The following is a 12,498-nucleotide window of genomic DNA, read 5'->3' as shown; positions in this document are numbered from 1 at the left end:
ATGGCACCGAAAGCCCGCCGATGCCGCACCGCTATGTTCGACACCCTCACCACAATCGCCCAGGGGGCCCATTTCCGTCATGCGCCGGCTCACCTTGGTCGATTCGTTCTTCTTCCTCGGGCACGACGAGTTCACCGGCCGCCCGGTGCTCAGCCGGACGTCGCTGGGTATCGGGCTGGCCGGCGCGGTGCTGTGCGACCTGCTGTTCACCGAGCGGATCACGGTCGAAGACCGGAAGGTCCGCCCGATCGCCGAACGGCCGCCGGGCATTCCGACCCTCGACCGGGTGTTTTCCGAAATCGCCGCGGAAACGGCGGCGCACAGCGTGCGCGACTGGGTCGGGCACCTGCGGGAGGAGCTGCCGGAGACCACCGCCGGCAACCTGGTGGCGCTCGGGCTGGTCCGCCGGGCCCCCGACCGGGTGTTCCTGCGCCGGACGCACCGCTACCCGCCCGCCGACCTGCTCGTCTCGACGACGGCGCGGCACAAGGCGCGGGCCGCGGTGTTCGGCGTCGACCGGCCCGACCCGCATTCGACGTGCCTGGCGCTGCTCGCGTGGACCGCGGGCGTCGACGACCTGTGCGAGCCGGAGCTCGGCCGGGCGCAGGTCCGGGCCTGGATGGCCGACACGCACGAGGGCCTGCCGCGGCGCATCTCCGACGTGATCAGCGGGGTGGCGGCGGTGGCCGCGGCCGTCGTCTACACCGGCGACCGGAAGTGACCGTCGAGCGGCACAGCAGTCGTGAGTGGCGATTCGGGTTAGAACCCTGATTGCCACTCACGACCACCCGCGACCGGAAGTGACTCGCGGGTAACCTGAGCGCGTCCGCCGAAACCGGCTCCTGGAGGAGACATGCGCGCGTACGACGTCGTCCTGTTCGGCGCCACCGGGTTCACCGGCGGGCTGACCGCCGAGTACCTCGCCCGGCACGCGCCCGCGGACCTGCGCTGGGCCCTCGCCGGGCGCAACCTCGGCAAGCTCGAAGCCGTCCGCGCGCGGCTCGCCGAGGCCGACGACCGGTTCGCCGCGCTCGACCTGCTCGTCGCCGACTCGGGTGAGCCCGCCTCGCTGCGCGCCGTCGCCGAAGCCACGAAGGTCGTGATCACGACCGTCGGCCCGTACCTCACCCAGGGCGAACCGCTGGTGGCGGTCTGCGCGGAGGCGGGCACCGACTACGTCGACCTGACCGGCGAAGCCGAGTTCGTCGACCTGATGTACCTGAGGCACGACCGCCGCGCCCGCGAAACCGGGGCGCGGCTGGTGCACGCGTGCGGGTTCGACTCGATCCCGCACGACCTCGGCGCCTGGTTCACCGTGCGGCAGCTGCCCGAAGGCGTGCCGCTGCGCGTCGACGGTTACGTGCGCGCGAGCGGGATGCCCTCGGGCGGCACGCTGCTCAGCGCGTTGACCATCATGTCCCGGCTGCCGGCGGGCGCCCGCGTGGCCCGCGAGCGCACGGCGGCCGAGCCGCGCCCGGCCGGCCGGTTCGCGCACGCCCCGCTCGGCCGCCCGCACCGGGTCGCCGGAGCGGGCTGGTGGGCGGTGCCGCTGCCGACGATCGACCCCGAGGTCGTCCGCCGGTCGGCGGCCGCGTCCGAGCGGTACGGGCCGGACTTCACCTACCGGCACTTCGCCGCCGTCAAGCACCTGCCGGTGCTGGCGGGCGGGGTCGCGGGGGCGGGCGCGCTGTTCGCCGCGGCGCAGGTCCCGCCGGCCCGGCGGGCGCTCTCCCGGCTGATGGCGCCCGGCAACGGCCCGAGCCCCGAACGCCGTGCCCGCTCGTGGTTTTCGGTGCGGTTCGTCGGCGAAGGCGGCGGCTCGCGGGTGGTGACGGAGGTGTCCGGCGGCGACCCGGGTTACGACGAAACGGCGAAGATGCTCGCGGAGTCGGCCCTCTGCCTGGCGACCGACGAACTGCCGGAAACGGCGGGCCAGGTGACCACCGCGACGGCGATGGGTGACGCCCTGATCGACCGGCTCACCAAAGCCGGAATGCGGTTCTCGACGCTCTGACTTTCACGCTTTCACAGCGCCGAGCGTGAAATTCCGGTGCTGTGATGAATCTTCTCACCGCTCGTGGGCCGCGTTTAGCGTCGATCGGGTTCTCCCTTCCCCATCGCGTTTTCGCAAGGAGCGTCATGAGAGTGCCCCAACGGTTCGCCGCGCTCGGCGGAGCGACGGCGGCGGGCATGGTCGTGGTCGGCATCGCCGTCGCCGCGCCCGCGCAGCCCACGCCCACCCCGCCGCCGTCCGCCGCGCAGGCCCAGGCCAACGCCACGAGCGCGGCGGCGAGCCTCGTCAACGCCCGGCCCGCCGCCCTGTTCGCCGGCGCGCACGACAAGTTCGTCCAGCGTGACGTGCGCTCGGCGGCCGGGCTGTCCTACGTCGTCTACGACCGCACCTACGACGGCCTGCCCGTGGTCGGCGGTGACCTGGTCATCGCCACCGACGCCACGGGCGCCGTCAAGACCACGTCCGTCGCGCAGCAGCAGCCGCTCGGCGACCTCGACGTCCACGGCGCGAAGCTCACCGCCGCGCAAGCGGAAGCCGTGGCGCGCAAGCAGGTCCGCGGGCCGAAGAGCCTGCCCGGCGGGAAGCTCGTCGTGGTCGCCGACGGCAGCGGGCGCCTGGCGTACGAGAGCAACGTCGAAGGCACCGACGAACACGGCGAGCCGAGCAGCCTGAGCGTCTACGTCGACGCCGTGGACGGGCGCGTGCTGCGCAGCGTCCAGCACGTCGCCGCGGGCACCGGGACCGGCAAGTGGAACGGGCCGTCGCCGCTGGCCCTGAACACCACGAAGTCCGGCAGCACGTACTCGATGGCCGACCCGAACACGCCCAACCTCGACTGCCGCAACTACAGCAGCGACACCGTCCTCACCGGAGGAGACGACAGCTGGGGCAACGGCACCGGCACGAACATCGAAACCGGCTGCGCGGACGCGCTGTTCGTCGCGCAGACCGAGAAGAAGATGCTGTCGGAGTGGGTGGGCCGCAACGGCTTCACCGGCAACGGCGGGGCGTGGAAGATCCGCGTCGGCCTCGACGACGAGAACGCGTACTACTACAACTCCCGTCCGGCCTACGTGAACCTCGGGCACAACCCGAGCGGTGAGTGGGTCGGCTCGCTCGACATCCTCGGGCACGAGATGGGTCACGGCGTCGACGACTACTCCGGCTCCGGCGGCTTCTCCGGCGGCGGCACGCAGGAGTTCATCGCCGACACCTTCGGCACCGCGACGGAGTTCTACGCGAACGAGCCGTCGCAGTACGACCCGCCGGACTACGCGATCGGCGAAGAGGTCAACCTGGTCGGCACCGGCGCGATCCGCTACATGTACGACCCGTCGAAGGTCGGCGACCCGAGCTGCTACTCCAGCTCGACGCCGAACGCCGAGGTGCACAAGGCGGCCGGGCCCGGTGACCACTGGTTCTACCTGCTGGCCGAGGGCAGCAACCCGACCAACGGCCAGCCGACCAGCTCGACGTGCAACAACAGCACGGTCGCCGGGCTCGGCATCCGCAAGGCGATCAACATCATGCACGGCGCCGTGCAGCTGAAGACGTCCGGCAGCAGCTACCTGCGCTACCGCACCTGGACGCTGCAGGCGGCGAAGAACCTGTACCCGAACAGCTGCGCCGAGTTCGACGCCGTGAAGGCGGCGTGGAACGCGGTGAGCGTCCCGGCGCAGTCCGGCGACCCGACGTGCACCGGCACCCCGCCGACCACGACGACCCCGCCGACGACGACCCCGCCGACGACCACCCCGCCCACGACCACCACGCCTCCCCCGGGCGGGTGCAGTGGCCAGCTGGTGCAGAACCCGGGCTTCGAGTCCGGCAAGGCGTCGTGGACCGACCCGAACACGACGATCGGCCAGTGGGGCGCCCAGGCGCCGGCGCGCTCGGGCAGCTACGACTCGTGGCTGGGCGGCTGGGGTTCGGCGCACACGGACACGCTCTCGCAGGCGGTCACCGTCCCCGCCGGCTGCCGGGCGAGCCTGACGTTCTGGCTGCGGGTCTGGACGGCCGAGACCGAGAACGTCGTGTACGACAAGCTGGTGGTGTCCGCCGGTTCGACGACGCTGGCGACGTACTCGAACCTGGACCGGAACTCGGCGTACGCGCAGAAGACGCTCGACCTGTCTTCCTACGCGGGCCAGACGATCACGCTGAAGTTCGCCGGGACGGAGGACCAGTCGCTGCAGACGTCGTTCGCCGTGGACGACACGGCGGTCACGCTCGGCTGATCCCCCCGACGAGGCCTGCCCCCTACTTTGGTGGCAGGCCTCGTTGCGCCGGCTGCGTCCGGTATTCATGCTTACCCGGATGGAAGTGTTCCCCGAGGACGACACCGCGGTCGCCGACGCGGTCCGGGAAGGACCGTTCGAGGTGGCCTTCGACCTGGCGATCCGGCACCGCGGGCTGAGCCTGGAGGCCTTGCAGCGGCGGATGGCCACCCACGGCGCCCAGGTCAGCCTGGCGACGCTGAGCTACTGGCGCCGCGGCCGGCGGCACCCGGAGGGCCACCGCTCGCTGCACGCGGTGGGCGTCGCGGAAGGCTGCCTGGGCCTGCCCGCCGAGACGCTGACCCGGCTCGTCGCGCGGCCGCGGGTGCGCGACACCCCGCGGTGGCCCGGCGGGATCGGCCTGGCCAGCGCGCTCGGTTCGGAGCCGACGGAGCTGGCCTCCTGCGACGGCATCGACCTCGACGGCAACTCCCGGCTCGCGCTGGCTTCGGTGCACCAGCGGGCCGTGCTGGGCCCGGACCGCACCGAGCGCTCGGTGCACACGGAGCTGGTGGTGACCAGCCGCGAAGACGGCGTCGACCGCTGGGTGTCGTTCTTCCGCCCCCAGTCCGGGGGCGGCCACCGGCCGGTGCTGCGCTCGGCGCGCTGCTGCCGCCCGGGCCGCGTGCGCCGGGACGCCGCGTCCGAGCTGGTCGCGCTCGAGCTGCGGTTCGACTACCCGCTGCGCGCGGGCGAGACGTACGTGTTCGACTTCGAGTTCGGCTACGACGGCGCCCCGCCCGAGACGAGCTTCCTCCAGTTCGGCATCCGCGCCCCGGCCCGGCAGCTGGTGCTGCAGGCGTGCTTCGACCCGGCGGCGGTGCCGGCCCGCTGCTACCGCTACCACCAGCCACGGGACGGCGGCGCGGCCGGGAGCGAGCCGGAGCTGCCGGTGGGGCCGAGCCTGACCGGGCACGTCGCGGTGCTGGACGCCCAGCCGGGGGTGTACGGCATGAGCTGGGAGTGGGACTGAGCGCGCCGGTCACGGCACCCGGCGGTCCCTGACCTGCCCCGAAACCCGCGCCACATAAGCCGCGCGAGCCGCCGGATCCAGCTCCCGCAACGCGCGGTCGTCCCCGACGAGCCGCCGGGCCAGCGCCAGCACGGGCTCCGGGGTCACCGCGGCGAGCAGGTCGGACGCGGGGTCATCGGGCGCGGGCCTCCCCCGCGGGCGCACTTTCACGTGAAAGGTCCGCCTCGGGATCCGCACTTTCACGTGAAAGTGCGGGCTCCGGTGGCGGACACCGCGGCGAGCAGGTCCCAGCCGCCGACCCACCCGGGCACCGCCGTCTCCGCACGGCGGTCACGGCACCCGGCGGTCCCTGACCTGCCCCGAAACCCGCGCCACATAAGCCGCGCGAGCCGCCGGATCCAGCTCCCGCAACGCGCGGTCGTCCCCGACGAGCCGCCGGGCCAGCGCCAGCACGGGCTCCGGGGTCACTGCGGCGAGCAGGTCCCAGCCGCCGACCCACCGGGGCACCGCCGTCTCCGCGCGCCGGGTCCGCAGGGTGCCCACGATGGCGCGGGCGACGTCTTCGGCGTCCACTGTGGGCAGTGCGCCGCCGAGGCGGACCCCGGACGCCAGTTCCGTTCGGACGGCGCTCGGCAGCACCGCGCTCACGCTGACCCCGGTCGCCGCGTACTCGCGCCGGACCGCCGCCGTCAGGCCGACCGCCGCGAACTTGCTCGCGTTGTACACCGCCATGCCCGGGAGCGGGATCTTCCCCGCCATCGACGCGACGTTCACGACGTGGCCGCGCCCGCGCGCGATCATCCCCGGCAGCACCGAGCGCAGCCCGTGCACGAGCCCCTGCACGTTGACGTCCATCGTGGTCCGGCCGACCGCGTCCGGCTCCTCGAGGAAGTCGCCCAGCGGCATCACCCCGGCGTTGTTGACCAGCACGTCGAGCCGCCCGTGCCGCTCGGTCACCGCCGCGGTGAACGCGTCGAACGACTCGCGGACCGTGACGTCCAGCGGGAAGTCGCCCGCGTCCAGGTCGCCGACGCAGACCGTCGCCCCGCGCGCGGTGAACTCCGCCGCCGTTGCCCGGCCGATGCCGCGCGCGCCGCCGGTGACCGCGACGACCGCGTCCCGGAGCTCAATCGCCGGATACCGCATGGACCCTCCTGATCTCGTAGTCGGCTTCGTCGAACGACCCCACCTGCGACCGCAGCCGCCCGGTCGAGAACGGCCAGCTGAAACTGTTGCGCCCGTTGACGTCGGTGTAGTAGCTCGAGCAGCCGCCGGACTGGTAGACCGTGCCCGGCAGCGCCGCTTGGACGTCGGCGTTGAACGCCGCCTGCGCCTCGGGCCGGACCGCGAGTGAGGCCCAGTTCGAACGCAGCGTGCGGGTCACCGCGGCCACCGTGTGCCGCAGCTGCGCCTCGAGGATCATGAACGCCGACGAGTGCCCGGTGCCGAGGCTCGGCCCGAGCAGCAGGTAGAGGTTCGGGAACCCGGCCACCGTCGTCCCGAGGTGGGCCTGCGGGCTGCCCTTCCAGTGGTCGTCGAGGCTGCGGCCGTCGTGGTCGAACACGCGCGCCGACACCGGCATGTCGAGGATGTGGAAACCGGTGCCGAAGATGATCGTGTCGACCTCGGCCGCCGAGCCGTCCGCGCCGAGGATTCGGTTGCCCTCGACGGCCCGCACCGCCGTCGGGTGGACGTCCACTGTGGACTTCGTCAGCGCGCGGTAGTACGTGTTCGACATGAGCAGGCGTTTGCAGCCGAGGGTGTAGTCCGGGGTCAACGCCTTGCGCAGCACGGGATCCCGCACGATCAGGCGCAGGTGGGCGAGCCCGATCTGCTGCACCTGCCGCATCAGCCACGGGTGCCGGAAGCCGAAGCCCAGGGTCTCCATCGCGCCGTACTCCGCGCTGCGCAACGCCCGCTGCAGCGCCGGGAACCGCCGCAGCAGGAACCGTTCGACACCGGGGACGTGGTGGTCGGGCTTCGGCAGCACCCACTGCGCGGTGCGCTGGAACAGGTGCAGCCGCCCGGCCCGCGGGACGATCTCGGGCACGAACTGCACGGCGGACGCGCCGGTGCCGATCACCGCGACCCGCCGGCCCGTCAGGTCGTGGTCGTGGTTCCAGCGCGCGGAGTGGAAGACCTCGCCCGGAAACCCGGCCAGGCCGGGCAGGTCCGGGATCTTCGGCTCGTGCCACGGCCCGGTGCCGGCGACCAGGATCCGCGCGGTGTAGGGCCCCCGGGACGTCTCCAGCTCCCAGCGCGCGTCACGCTCGTTCCACTGCGCGCGCGTCACCTCGACGCCGTACCGGATCTTCCCCGCGACGCCGAACCGGTCGGCGGTGTCCCGCAGGTAGGCCCGGATCTCGGCCTGCCCGGCGAACGCGCGGGTCCACCCGGGGTTGGGCGCGAAGGAGTACGAGTACAGCGCGGACGGGACGTCGCAGGCGCAGCCGGGGTAGATGTTGTCGCGCCAGGTCCCGCCGAGCGACCCGGCCTTCTCCAGCACGGCGAGGTCGTCGACGCCGGCCTGGCCCAGGCGGATGGCCGCACCCAGCCCCGACGCCCCGGCGCCGACGACGAGGACCGCGAAGTGGCGTTGTTCCATTTTCGGAGACTAACAGTATCTCAATACTGGCGGTACCCCGATTCCCGGACTGACTAGAGTGCTCCCCATGGCCCGACTCACCCGCGCGGAAAGCCAGGCGCGCACCCGCGAACAGCTCATCGAGACCGCCAAGCAGCTGTTCCTGCGCGACGGCTACTCGGTGACGTCGCTGGAGAAGGTCGCCGACGAAGCCGGGTACTCGAAGGGCGCGGTGTACTCGAACTTCCGCAACAAGGACGAGCTCTGCCTCGCCGTGCTCGACCGGATCCACGACGAGCAGGTCGAGCTGGTCGCCGGGGCGCTGGTCGGCGCCGACGGGATGGACGGGCTGCTGGCGGCGTTCCAGGTGTGGGCCGAGCGCAGCATCGGCGACGAGGCGTGGACCGCGCTGGAGGTCGAGTTCGCCACGAACGCCCGGCGCAACCCGCACGTGCGGGCCGAGCTCGCCGCGCGGGACAAGGCCATCCGCGACACGATCGCGGGCCTGCTCACCGGGTACGCGGACCGGTTCGGGATCACGCTCCCGATGTCGGCCGACGACGCCGCGACGGCGTTGCTCAGCCTCGGCATCGGCCTCGGCGTCCAGCGCGCGATCGACCCGACGATCCCGGTGAACGTCCTGCCGGACGTCATCCGCCTCTTCGCCGGGGTTCGCTGACCACGGCGAAACCGTCTACTCTCCCCGGTCTTTTTTCCCTATTTGCCAACAACTTCCTCCCCCTTGTGGTGGTGCTGACCCTTCGCTACCGTGGCGCTACGCCGCAGCACCACCAGCAACCCGTTTCCGGCGGCCGAAGGGCCACCGAATTCCGGGTGCTGTCCGCCATGCCCAGAAAGCCGTGCTCCCCCACGGCTCGTTCCGCGGAAAGGGTTTTCTCCCATGAGCAAGAAGTTGCGGCCGGTCCTCGTCGGCGCGCTCGGCGCGGCCTCCGTCGCGGCCCTGGTGATCACCACGCCCGCGCTTTCCTCGGCGGCCCCCGCGCCGCCGGCCGCGAACAGCGCCTCCGTCCTCGCCACCGGCGACCTTTCGGTCGCGGCGAAGAAGGAGATCGCGATGAAGCTGGTCTCCAGCGCGGAAAACTCGTCCCTGGACTGGAAAGCGCAGTACAAGTACATCGAGGACATCGGCGACGGCCGGGGGTACACCGCCGGCATCGTCGGGTTCTGCTCCGGCACCGGTGACATGCTCGACCTCGTCGAGGCGTACACGAACGCCGTGCCGGACAACCCGCTCGCGAAGTACCTTCCCGCGCTGCGCAAGGTGAACGGCACCGACTCGCACAGCGGACTCGGCTCGGCGTTCGAAAGCGCGTGGAAGCAGGCCGCGGCCACCACCGCGTTCCAGACCGCGCAGAACAACGAGCGCGACCGCGTGTACTTCAACCCGGCGGTGGCCCAGGGCAAGACGGACGGCCTCAGCAACCTCGGCCAGTTCGCCTACTACGACGCGATCGTCATGCACGGCCCCGGCACCGACCACAGCAGCTTCGGCGGCATCCGCGCGGCCGCGATCAAGAAGGCGAAGCCGCCGTCCCAGGGCGGCAACGAGACGACCTACCTGAAGGCGTTCTTCGCCGCGCGCAAGGTCGTCATGAACGAAGAAGAGGCCCACTCGGACACCTCGCGCGTCGACACCGAGCAGCTGGTGTTCCTCAACGCGGGCAACTTCGACCTGCACACCCCGCTGAAGTGGAAGGTCTACGGGGACTCCTACACCATCAACTGACCTGGCACGCACCGGCGTGGCGCCGCTAGGGTCGCGGGCATGTCCCGGAGACTCCTCGGCGCCACGTCGGCCACGGCCGCGCTGCTGGCCACCGCCGCCGTGCTGAGCACCGCGGCCGCCGCGCCGGAGCACGCCGGCCCGGCGCAGCGGATCACGGTCGTCGCGGACTCGGCGGGCGCGACCACCGCCGTCCTCACGGCGTGGCAGCGCACCGGCGGCCACTGGGTGAAGGCGTACGGCCCGGTCGCGGCGTTCGTCGGCCGGGACGGCATCGGCCAGGCGAGCGAGTCGGCGGCCCGCACCCCGGCCGGGACCTGGACGCTGACCGAGGCCTTCGGCATCCGGCCCGCCACGACCAAGCTGCCCTACCGGCAGGTGACGACGTCGGACTGGTGGGTCTCGGACGTGCGGTCCCCGCACTACAACACGCACTTCTCGTGCGCACCCGGCACGTGCCCGTTCGACGAGGCCGCCGGCGAGAACCTGGGTCAGGCGGGCCCGGTCTACGACCACGCCGTCGTCTTCGACTACAACCGCTCACCCGTGGTGCCCGGCGCCGGGTCCGCGTTCTTCCTGCACGTCGGCAACGGCAAACCCACCGCGGGCTGCGTGTCCGTCCCGGCCCCGGACCTCGACGCGCTGCTGCGCTGGCTCGACCCGGCGCTGCACCCCGAGGTCAAGATCAGCGGCTGAGCAGCTCCTCGGCCGTGCGGGTGTTGACGATCCGCTCCGGCCCGATCCCGGCCTTGATCGCGCGCTCGCAGCCGTAGCCCTGCCAGTCGAGCTGGCCGGGGGCGTGCGCGTCGCTGTCGATCGCGAACTCGCAGCCGATCTCCGCGGCCAGGCGCAGCAGCTTCATCGGCGGGTCGAGCCGTTCGGGGCGCGAGTTGATCTCCACGGCGACGCCGTTCTCGCGGCACGCGGTGAACACGGCCTCGGCGTCGAACTCCGACTCGGGCCGGCCGCGGCCGGTGACCAGCCGCCCGGTGCAGTGCCCCAGCACGCGGACGTGCGGGTTCCGGACCGCGGCGAGCAGCCGCGGGGTCATCCCCTTCGCCGGCATCCGCAGCTTCGAGTGCACGCTCGCGACCACGAAGTCCAGCTGGGCCAGCAGCTCTTCCTCCTGGTCGAGCGCGCCGTCGTCGAGGATGTCGACCTCGATGCCGTGCAACAGCCGGAAGGGCGCCATCAGCTCGTTGGCCTTCGCCACGATCTGCATCTGCGTCCGCAGCCGGTCCGGCGAGAGCCCGTTCGCGACGGTCAGCCGCGGCGAGTGGTCGGTCAGCACCATCCACTCGTGGCCCAGCTCGCGGCCCGCGACGGCCATCTCGCCGATCGGGCTGCCGCCGTCCGACCAGTCGGAGTGCGTGTGGCAGTCCCCCTTGAGGGCCGAGCGCAGCGGTTCGCCGTCCGGCAGCTTCGCCTCGACGAGCTTCTCCCGGTACGCCGGGTCGCGCCCGGCCAGCGCGTCCTCGATGACCCCCGCGGTCGCCTTGCCGATCCCGGGCAGCGAGGTCAGCGTGCCGTTCGCGGCCATCTGCGCGAGGTGCCCGGCGTCGGTCTTCTCGACCGTCGTCGCGGCCTTCCGGAACGCGCGGACGCGGTAGGTCGGCTCACCCGCGCGTTCGAGCTGGAACGCGATCTCCCGCAACGCCCATGCCGGATCCATGGGACCTTCCTACCCCTTCCGGGGCAGTTCGTGCAGCTCGACGTCCACCAGCGCGCCGCCGTCGACGCGGGCGGTCTGGTAGGTGCAGAAGGGCTGGCGGCGGCGGTCGGTGGGCGAGCCCGGGTTGAGCAGGCGCAGCCCGGCCGGGGTGGTCGTGTCCCACGGGATGTGGCTGTGGCCGAAGACGAGCACGTCGGTGTCCGGGAACCGCGCGTCACACCGCTGCGCGCGGCCGTCCTTCCCGCCGGTCTCGTGGATCACGGCCAGCCGGACGCCGCCGAGGTCCGCGCGGGCGACCTCCGGCAGCCGGGCGCGCAGGTCCGCGCCGTCGTTGTTGCCGTACACGCCGATCAGCCGCTTGCTGCGGGCCTCGAGCTCGTCCAGCACGGCGACGTCGACCCAGTCGCCGGCGTGCACCACGACGTCCGCCGCCTCGACCTCCCGCCACACCTGCTCGGGCAGCACCCGGGCGCGCCCCGGCAGGTGGGTGTCGGAGATCAGGAGCAGCTTCATCCGATGGCCTCGAGCACCCGCTCCAGGAACCCGCCGATGTGGTCGCGCAGCAGCGCGGCGGCACCCTCGGCGTCGCCCTTCTTGGCCGCGGCGAGCACCGCCTTGTGCTCGGTCCACTCCTTCTTCCAGCTGGGGTTGGCCTCCCAGCCGACGACGCTGATCAGCGCGGCGCGGTCCTTGAGGTCGTCGAGGATGCTCACCAGCAGCGGGTTGCCGCAGCCGCGGTAGAGGGCGCGGTGGAACCGGCGGTTGAGCAGGCTCAGCGCGGCCTGGTCCTTGTCGGCGATGGCCGCCGACGCCTCCTTCAGCGCCTCGGCGGCGTCTTCGAGCAGTTCGGGGTCGCGCCGCTCGACCGTCCGCCGGACGGCCTCCGGCTCCAGCACCATCCGCACGTCGTAGACGGACTTCGCGAGCTCGGCGTCGACCACGCAGACCGAAGCGCCCTTGTACGGGCTGAACGTCACCAGGCCCGAGTTGGACAGCACCTTCAGCGCCTCGCGCACCGGGGTCTTGGAGACCCCCAACCGGGCGGCCAGCTCCGCTTCGACCAGCGGCTGGCCGGGCACCAGCTCGCGGGTGAGGATGCCCCGGCGGATCTCTTCCAGGACCACCTCGGTCCGGGAGGCGGGCAGGCTGAACGTCCCGGTCATGGCGCGCTCCCTCGGTCGTGTCGAAGACCATTCAACCAGGCCCACCAGATCATATATCAGATGCCATACTGA

At 72.3% G+C, this 12,498-nt stretch carries 13 protein-coding genes; 7 read left to right on the top strand and 6 right to left on the bottom strand.

The window, feature by feature from the left end; genetic code table 11:
- Window positions 1-79: 79 nt before the first annotated feature.
- The 4 genes from ACZ61C_RS07780 (at window position 80) to ACZ61C_RS07765 (ending at window position 5,263) form a co-directional block, all read left to right on the top strand.
- A complete protein-coding gene (locus tag ACZ61C_RS07780; protein ID WP_465304024.1) occupies window positions 80-721 on the top strand; it encodes a GOLPH3/VPS74 family protein in 642 nt (213 codons plus the stop codon).
- A 132-nt stretch (window positions 722-853) separates the two neighbouring features.
- On the top strand, window positions 854-2,014 hold the full coding sequence (locus ACZ61C_RS07775; RefSeq protein WP_465304022.1) for a saccharopine dehydrogenase family protein: 1,161 nt from the start codon (window positions 854-856) through the stop codon (window positions 2,012-2,014).
- Between the two features lie 125 nt (window positions 2,015-2,139).
- Window positions 2,140-4,251: a M4 family metallopeptidase gene (locus ACZ61C_RS07770; protein WP_465304020.1), complete on the top strand. Its 2,112-nt coding sequence runs from the start codon at window positions 2,140-2,142 to the stop codon at window positions 4,249-4,251.
- 79 nt (window positions 4,252-4,330) lie between these two features.
- Window positions 4,331-5,263, top strand: coding sequence for a hypothetical protein (locus ACZ61C_RS07765; protein ID WP_465304018.1), 933 nt, complete (start codon window positions 4,331-4,333; stop codon window positions 5,261-5,263).
- Between the two features lie 9 nt (window positions 5,264-5,272).
- Here ACZ61C_RS07765 and ACZ61C_RS07760 read toward each other — a convergent pair whose 3' ends face one another.
- The 3 genes from ACZ61C_RS07760 to ACZ61C_RS07750 all read right to left on the bottom strand — a co-directional run bounded on the left by ACZ61C_RS07760 (window position 5,273) and on the right by ACZ61C_RS07750 (window position 7,868).
- Window positions 5,273-5,473: a hypothetical protein gene (locus ACZ61C_RS07760; RefSeq protein ID WP_465304016.1), complete on the bottom strand. Its 201-nt coding sequence runs from the start codon at window positions 5,471-5,473 to the stop codon at window positions 5,273-5,275.
- A 120-nt stretch (window positions 5,474-5,593) separates the two neighbouring features.
- Window positions 5,594-6,409 carry an SDR family oxidoreductase gene (locus tag ACZ61C_RS07755; protein WP_465304014.1) on the bottom strand — a complete coding sequence of 272 codons (816 nt, stop codon included), beginning with the start codon at window positions 6,407-6,409 and terminating at the stop codon, window positions 5,594-5,596.
- Window positions 6,390-7,868, bottom strand: coding sequence for a flavin-containing monooxygenase (locus ACZ61C_RS07750; protein WP_465304012.1), 1,479 nt, complete (start codon window positions 7,866-7,868; stop codon window positions 6,390-6,392). Before ACZ61C_RS07750 ends, ACZ61C_RS07755 begins: the two co-directional genes overlap by 20 nt.
- A gap of 67 nt (window positions 7,869-7,935) precedes the next feature.
- Here ACZ61C_RS07750 and ACZ61C_RS07745 point away from each other — a divergent pair, with 67 nt between their 5' ends.
- The 3 genes from ACZ61C_RS07745 (at window position 7,936) to ACZ61C_RS07735 (ending at window position 10,287) form a co-directional block, all read left to right on the top strand.
- Window positions 7,936-8,526, top strand: a complete 591-nt coding sequence (locus tag ACZ61C_RS07745) for a TetR/AcrR family transcriptional regulator (protein ID WP_465304010.1) — start codon at window positions 7,936-7,938, stop codon at window positions 8,524-8,526.
- Window positions 8,527-8,748: 222 nt separating this feature from the next.
- Entirely contained in the window at window positions 8,749-9,594 is an 846-nt protein-coding gene (locus ACZ61C_RS07740; RefSeq protein ID WP_465304008.1) for a chitosanase, read from the top strand.
- A gap of 39 nt (window positions 9,595-9,633) precedes the next feature.
- A complete protein-coding gene (locus ACZ61C_RS07735; RefSeq protein ID WP_465304006.1) occupies window positions 9,634-10,287 on the top strand; it encodes a L,D-transpeptidase family protein in 654 nt (217 codons plus the stop codon).
- Here ACZ61C_RS07735 and ACZ61C_RS07730 read toward each other — a convergent pair.
- Genes ACZ61C_RS07730 through ACZ61C_RS07720 form a run of 3 tightly spaced genes read right to left on the bottom strand, consistent with a single transcriptional unit; the run spans window position 10,277 to window position 12,426 of the window.
- Window positions 10,277-11,263 (bottom strand): PHP domain-containing protein, encoded by a 987-nt coding sequence (locus ACZ61C_RS07730; protein ID WP_465304004.1) that lies wholly within the window; start codon window positions 11,261-11,263, stop codon window positions 10,277-10,279. The genes ACZ61C_RS07735 and ACZ61C_RS07730 overlap by 11 nt on opposite strands.
- A gap of 9 nt (window positions 11,264-11,272) precedes the next feature.
- On the bottom strand, window positions 11,273-11,776 hold the full coding sequence (locus ACZ61C_RS07725) for a metallophosphoesterase family protein (protein ID WP_465304002.1): 504 nt from the start codon (window positions 11,774-11,776) through the stop codon (window positions 11,273-11,275).
- Window positions 11,773-12,426: a GntR family transcriptional regulator gene (locus tag ACZ61C_RS07720; RefSeq protein ID WP_465304000.1), complete on the bottom strand. Its 654-nt coding sequence runs from the start codon at window positions 12,424-12,426 to the stop codon at window positions 11,773-11,775. Before ACZ61C_RS07720 ends, ACZ61C_RS07725 begins: the two co-directional genes overlap by 4 nt.
- Between the last annotated feature and the right edge of the window lie 72 nt (window positions 12,427-12,498).

The organism is Amycolatopsis sp. NPDC104587 (assembly GCF_055583645.1).
Note: the sequence above shows the minus strand (reverse complement) of the source record. Positions and strands in the feature narration are given on the sequence as shown.

Excerpts from the sequence above, each read along its gene's own strand:
- ACZ61C_RS07780 (WP_465304024.1), top strand. The coding sequence starts at position 80 with ATGCGCCGGCTCACCTTGGTCGATTCGTTCTTCTTCCTCGGGCACGAC.
- ACZ61C_RS07775 (WP_465304022.1), top strand. The coding sequence starts at position 854 with ATGCGCGCGTACGACGTCGTCCTGTTCGGCGCCACCGGGTTCACCGGC.
- ACZ61C_RS07770 (WP_465304020.1), top strand. The coding sequence starts at position 2,140 with ATGAGAGTGCCCCAACGGTTCGCCGCGCTCGGCGGAGCGACGGCGGCG.
- ACZ61C_RS07765 (WP_465304018.1), top strand. The coding sequence starts at position 4,331 with ATGGAAGTGTTCCCCGAGGACGACACCGCGGTCGCCGACGCGGTCCGG.
- ACZ61C_RS07755 (WP_465304014.1), bottom strand. The coding sequence starts at position 6,409 with ATGCGGTATCCGGCGATTGAGCTCCGGGACGCGGTCGTCGCGGTCACC.
- ACZ61C_RS07750 (WP_465304012.1), bottom strand. The coding sequence starts at position 7,868 with ATGGAACAACGCCACTTCGCGGTCCTCGTCGTCGGCGCCGGGGCGTCG.
- ACZ61C_RS07745 (WP_465304010.1), top strand. The coding sequence starts at position 7,936 with ATGGCCCGACTCACCCGCGCGGAAAGCCAGGCGCGCACCCGCGAACAG.
- ACZ61C_RS07740 (WP_465304008.1), top strand. The coding sequence starts at position 8,749 with ATGAGCAAGAAGTTGCGGCCGGTCCTCGTCGGCGCGCTCGGCGCGGCC.
- ACZ61C_RS07735 (WP_465304006.1), top strand. The coding sequence starts at position 9,634 with ATGTCCCGGAGACTCCTCGGCGCCACGTCGGCCACGGCCGCGCTGCTG.
- ACZ61C_RS07730 (WP_465304004.1), bottom strand. The coding sequence starts at position 11,263 with ATGGATCCGGCATGGGCGTTGCGGGAGATCGCGTTCCAGCTCGAACGC.
- ACZ61C_RS07725 (WP_465304002.1), bottom strand. The coding sequence starts at position 11,776 with ATGAAGCTGCTCCTGATCTCCGACACCCACCTGCCGGGGCGCGCCCGG.
- ACZ61C_RS07720 (WP_465304000.1), bottom strand. The coding sequence starts at position 12,426 with ATGACCGGGACGTTCAGCCTGCCCGCCTCCCGGACCGAGGTGGTCCTG.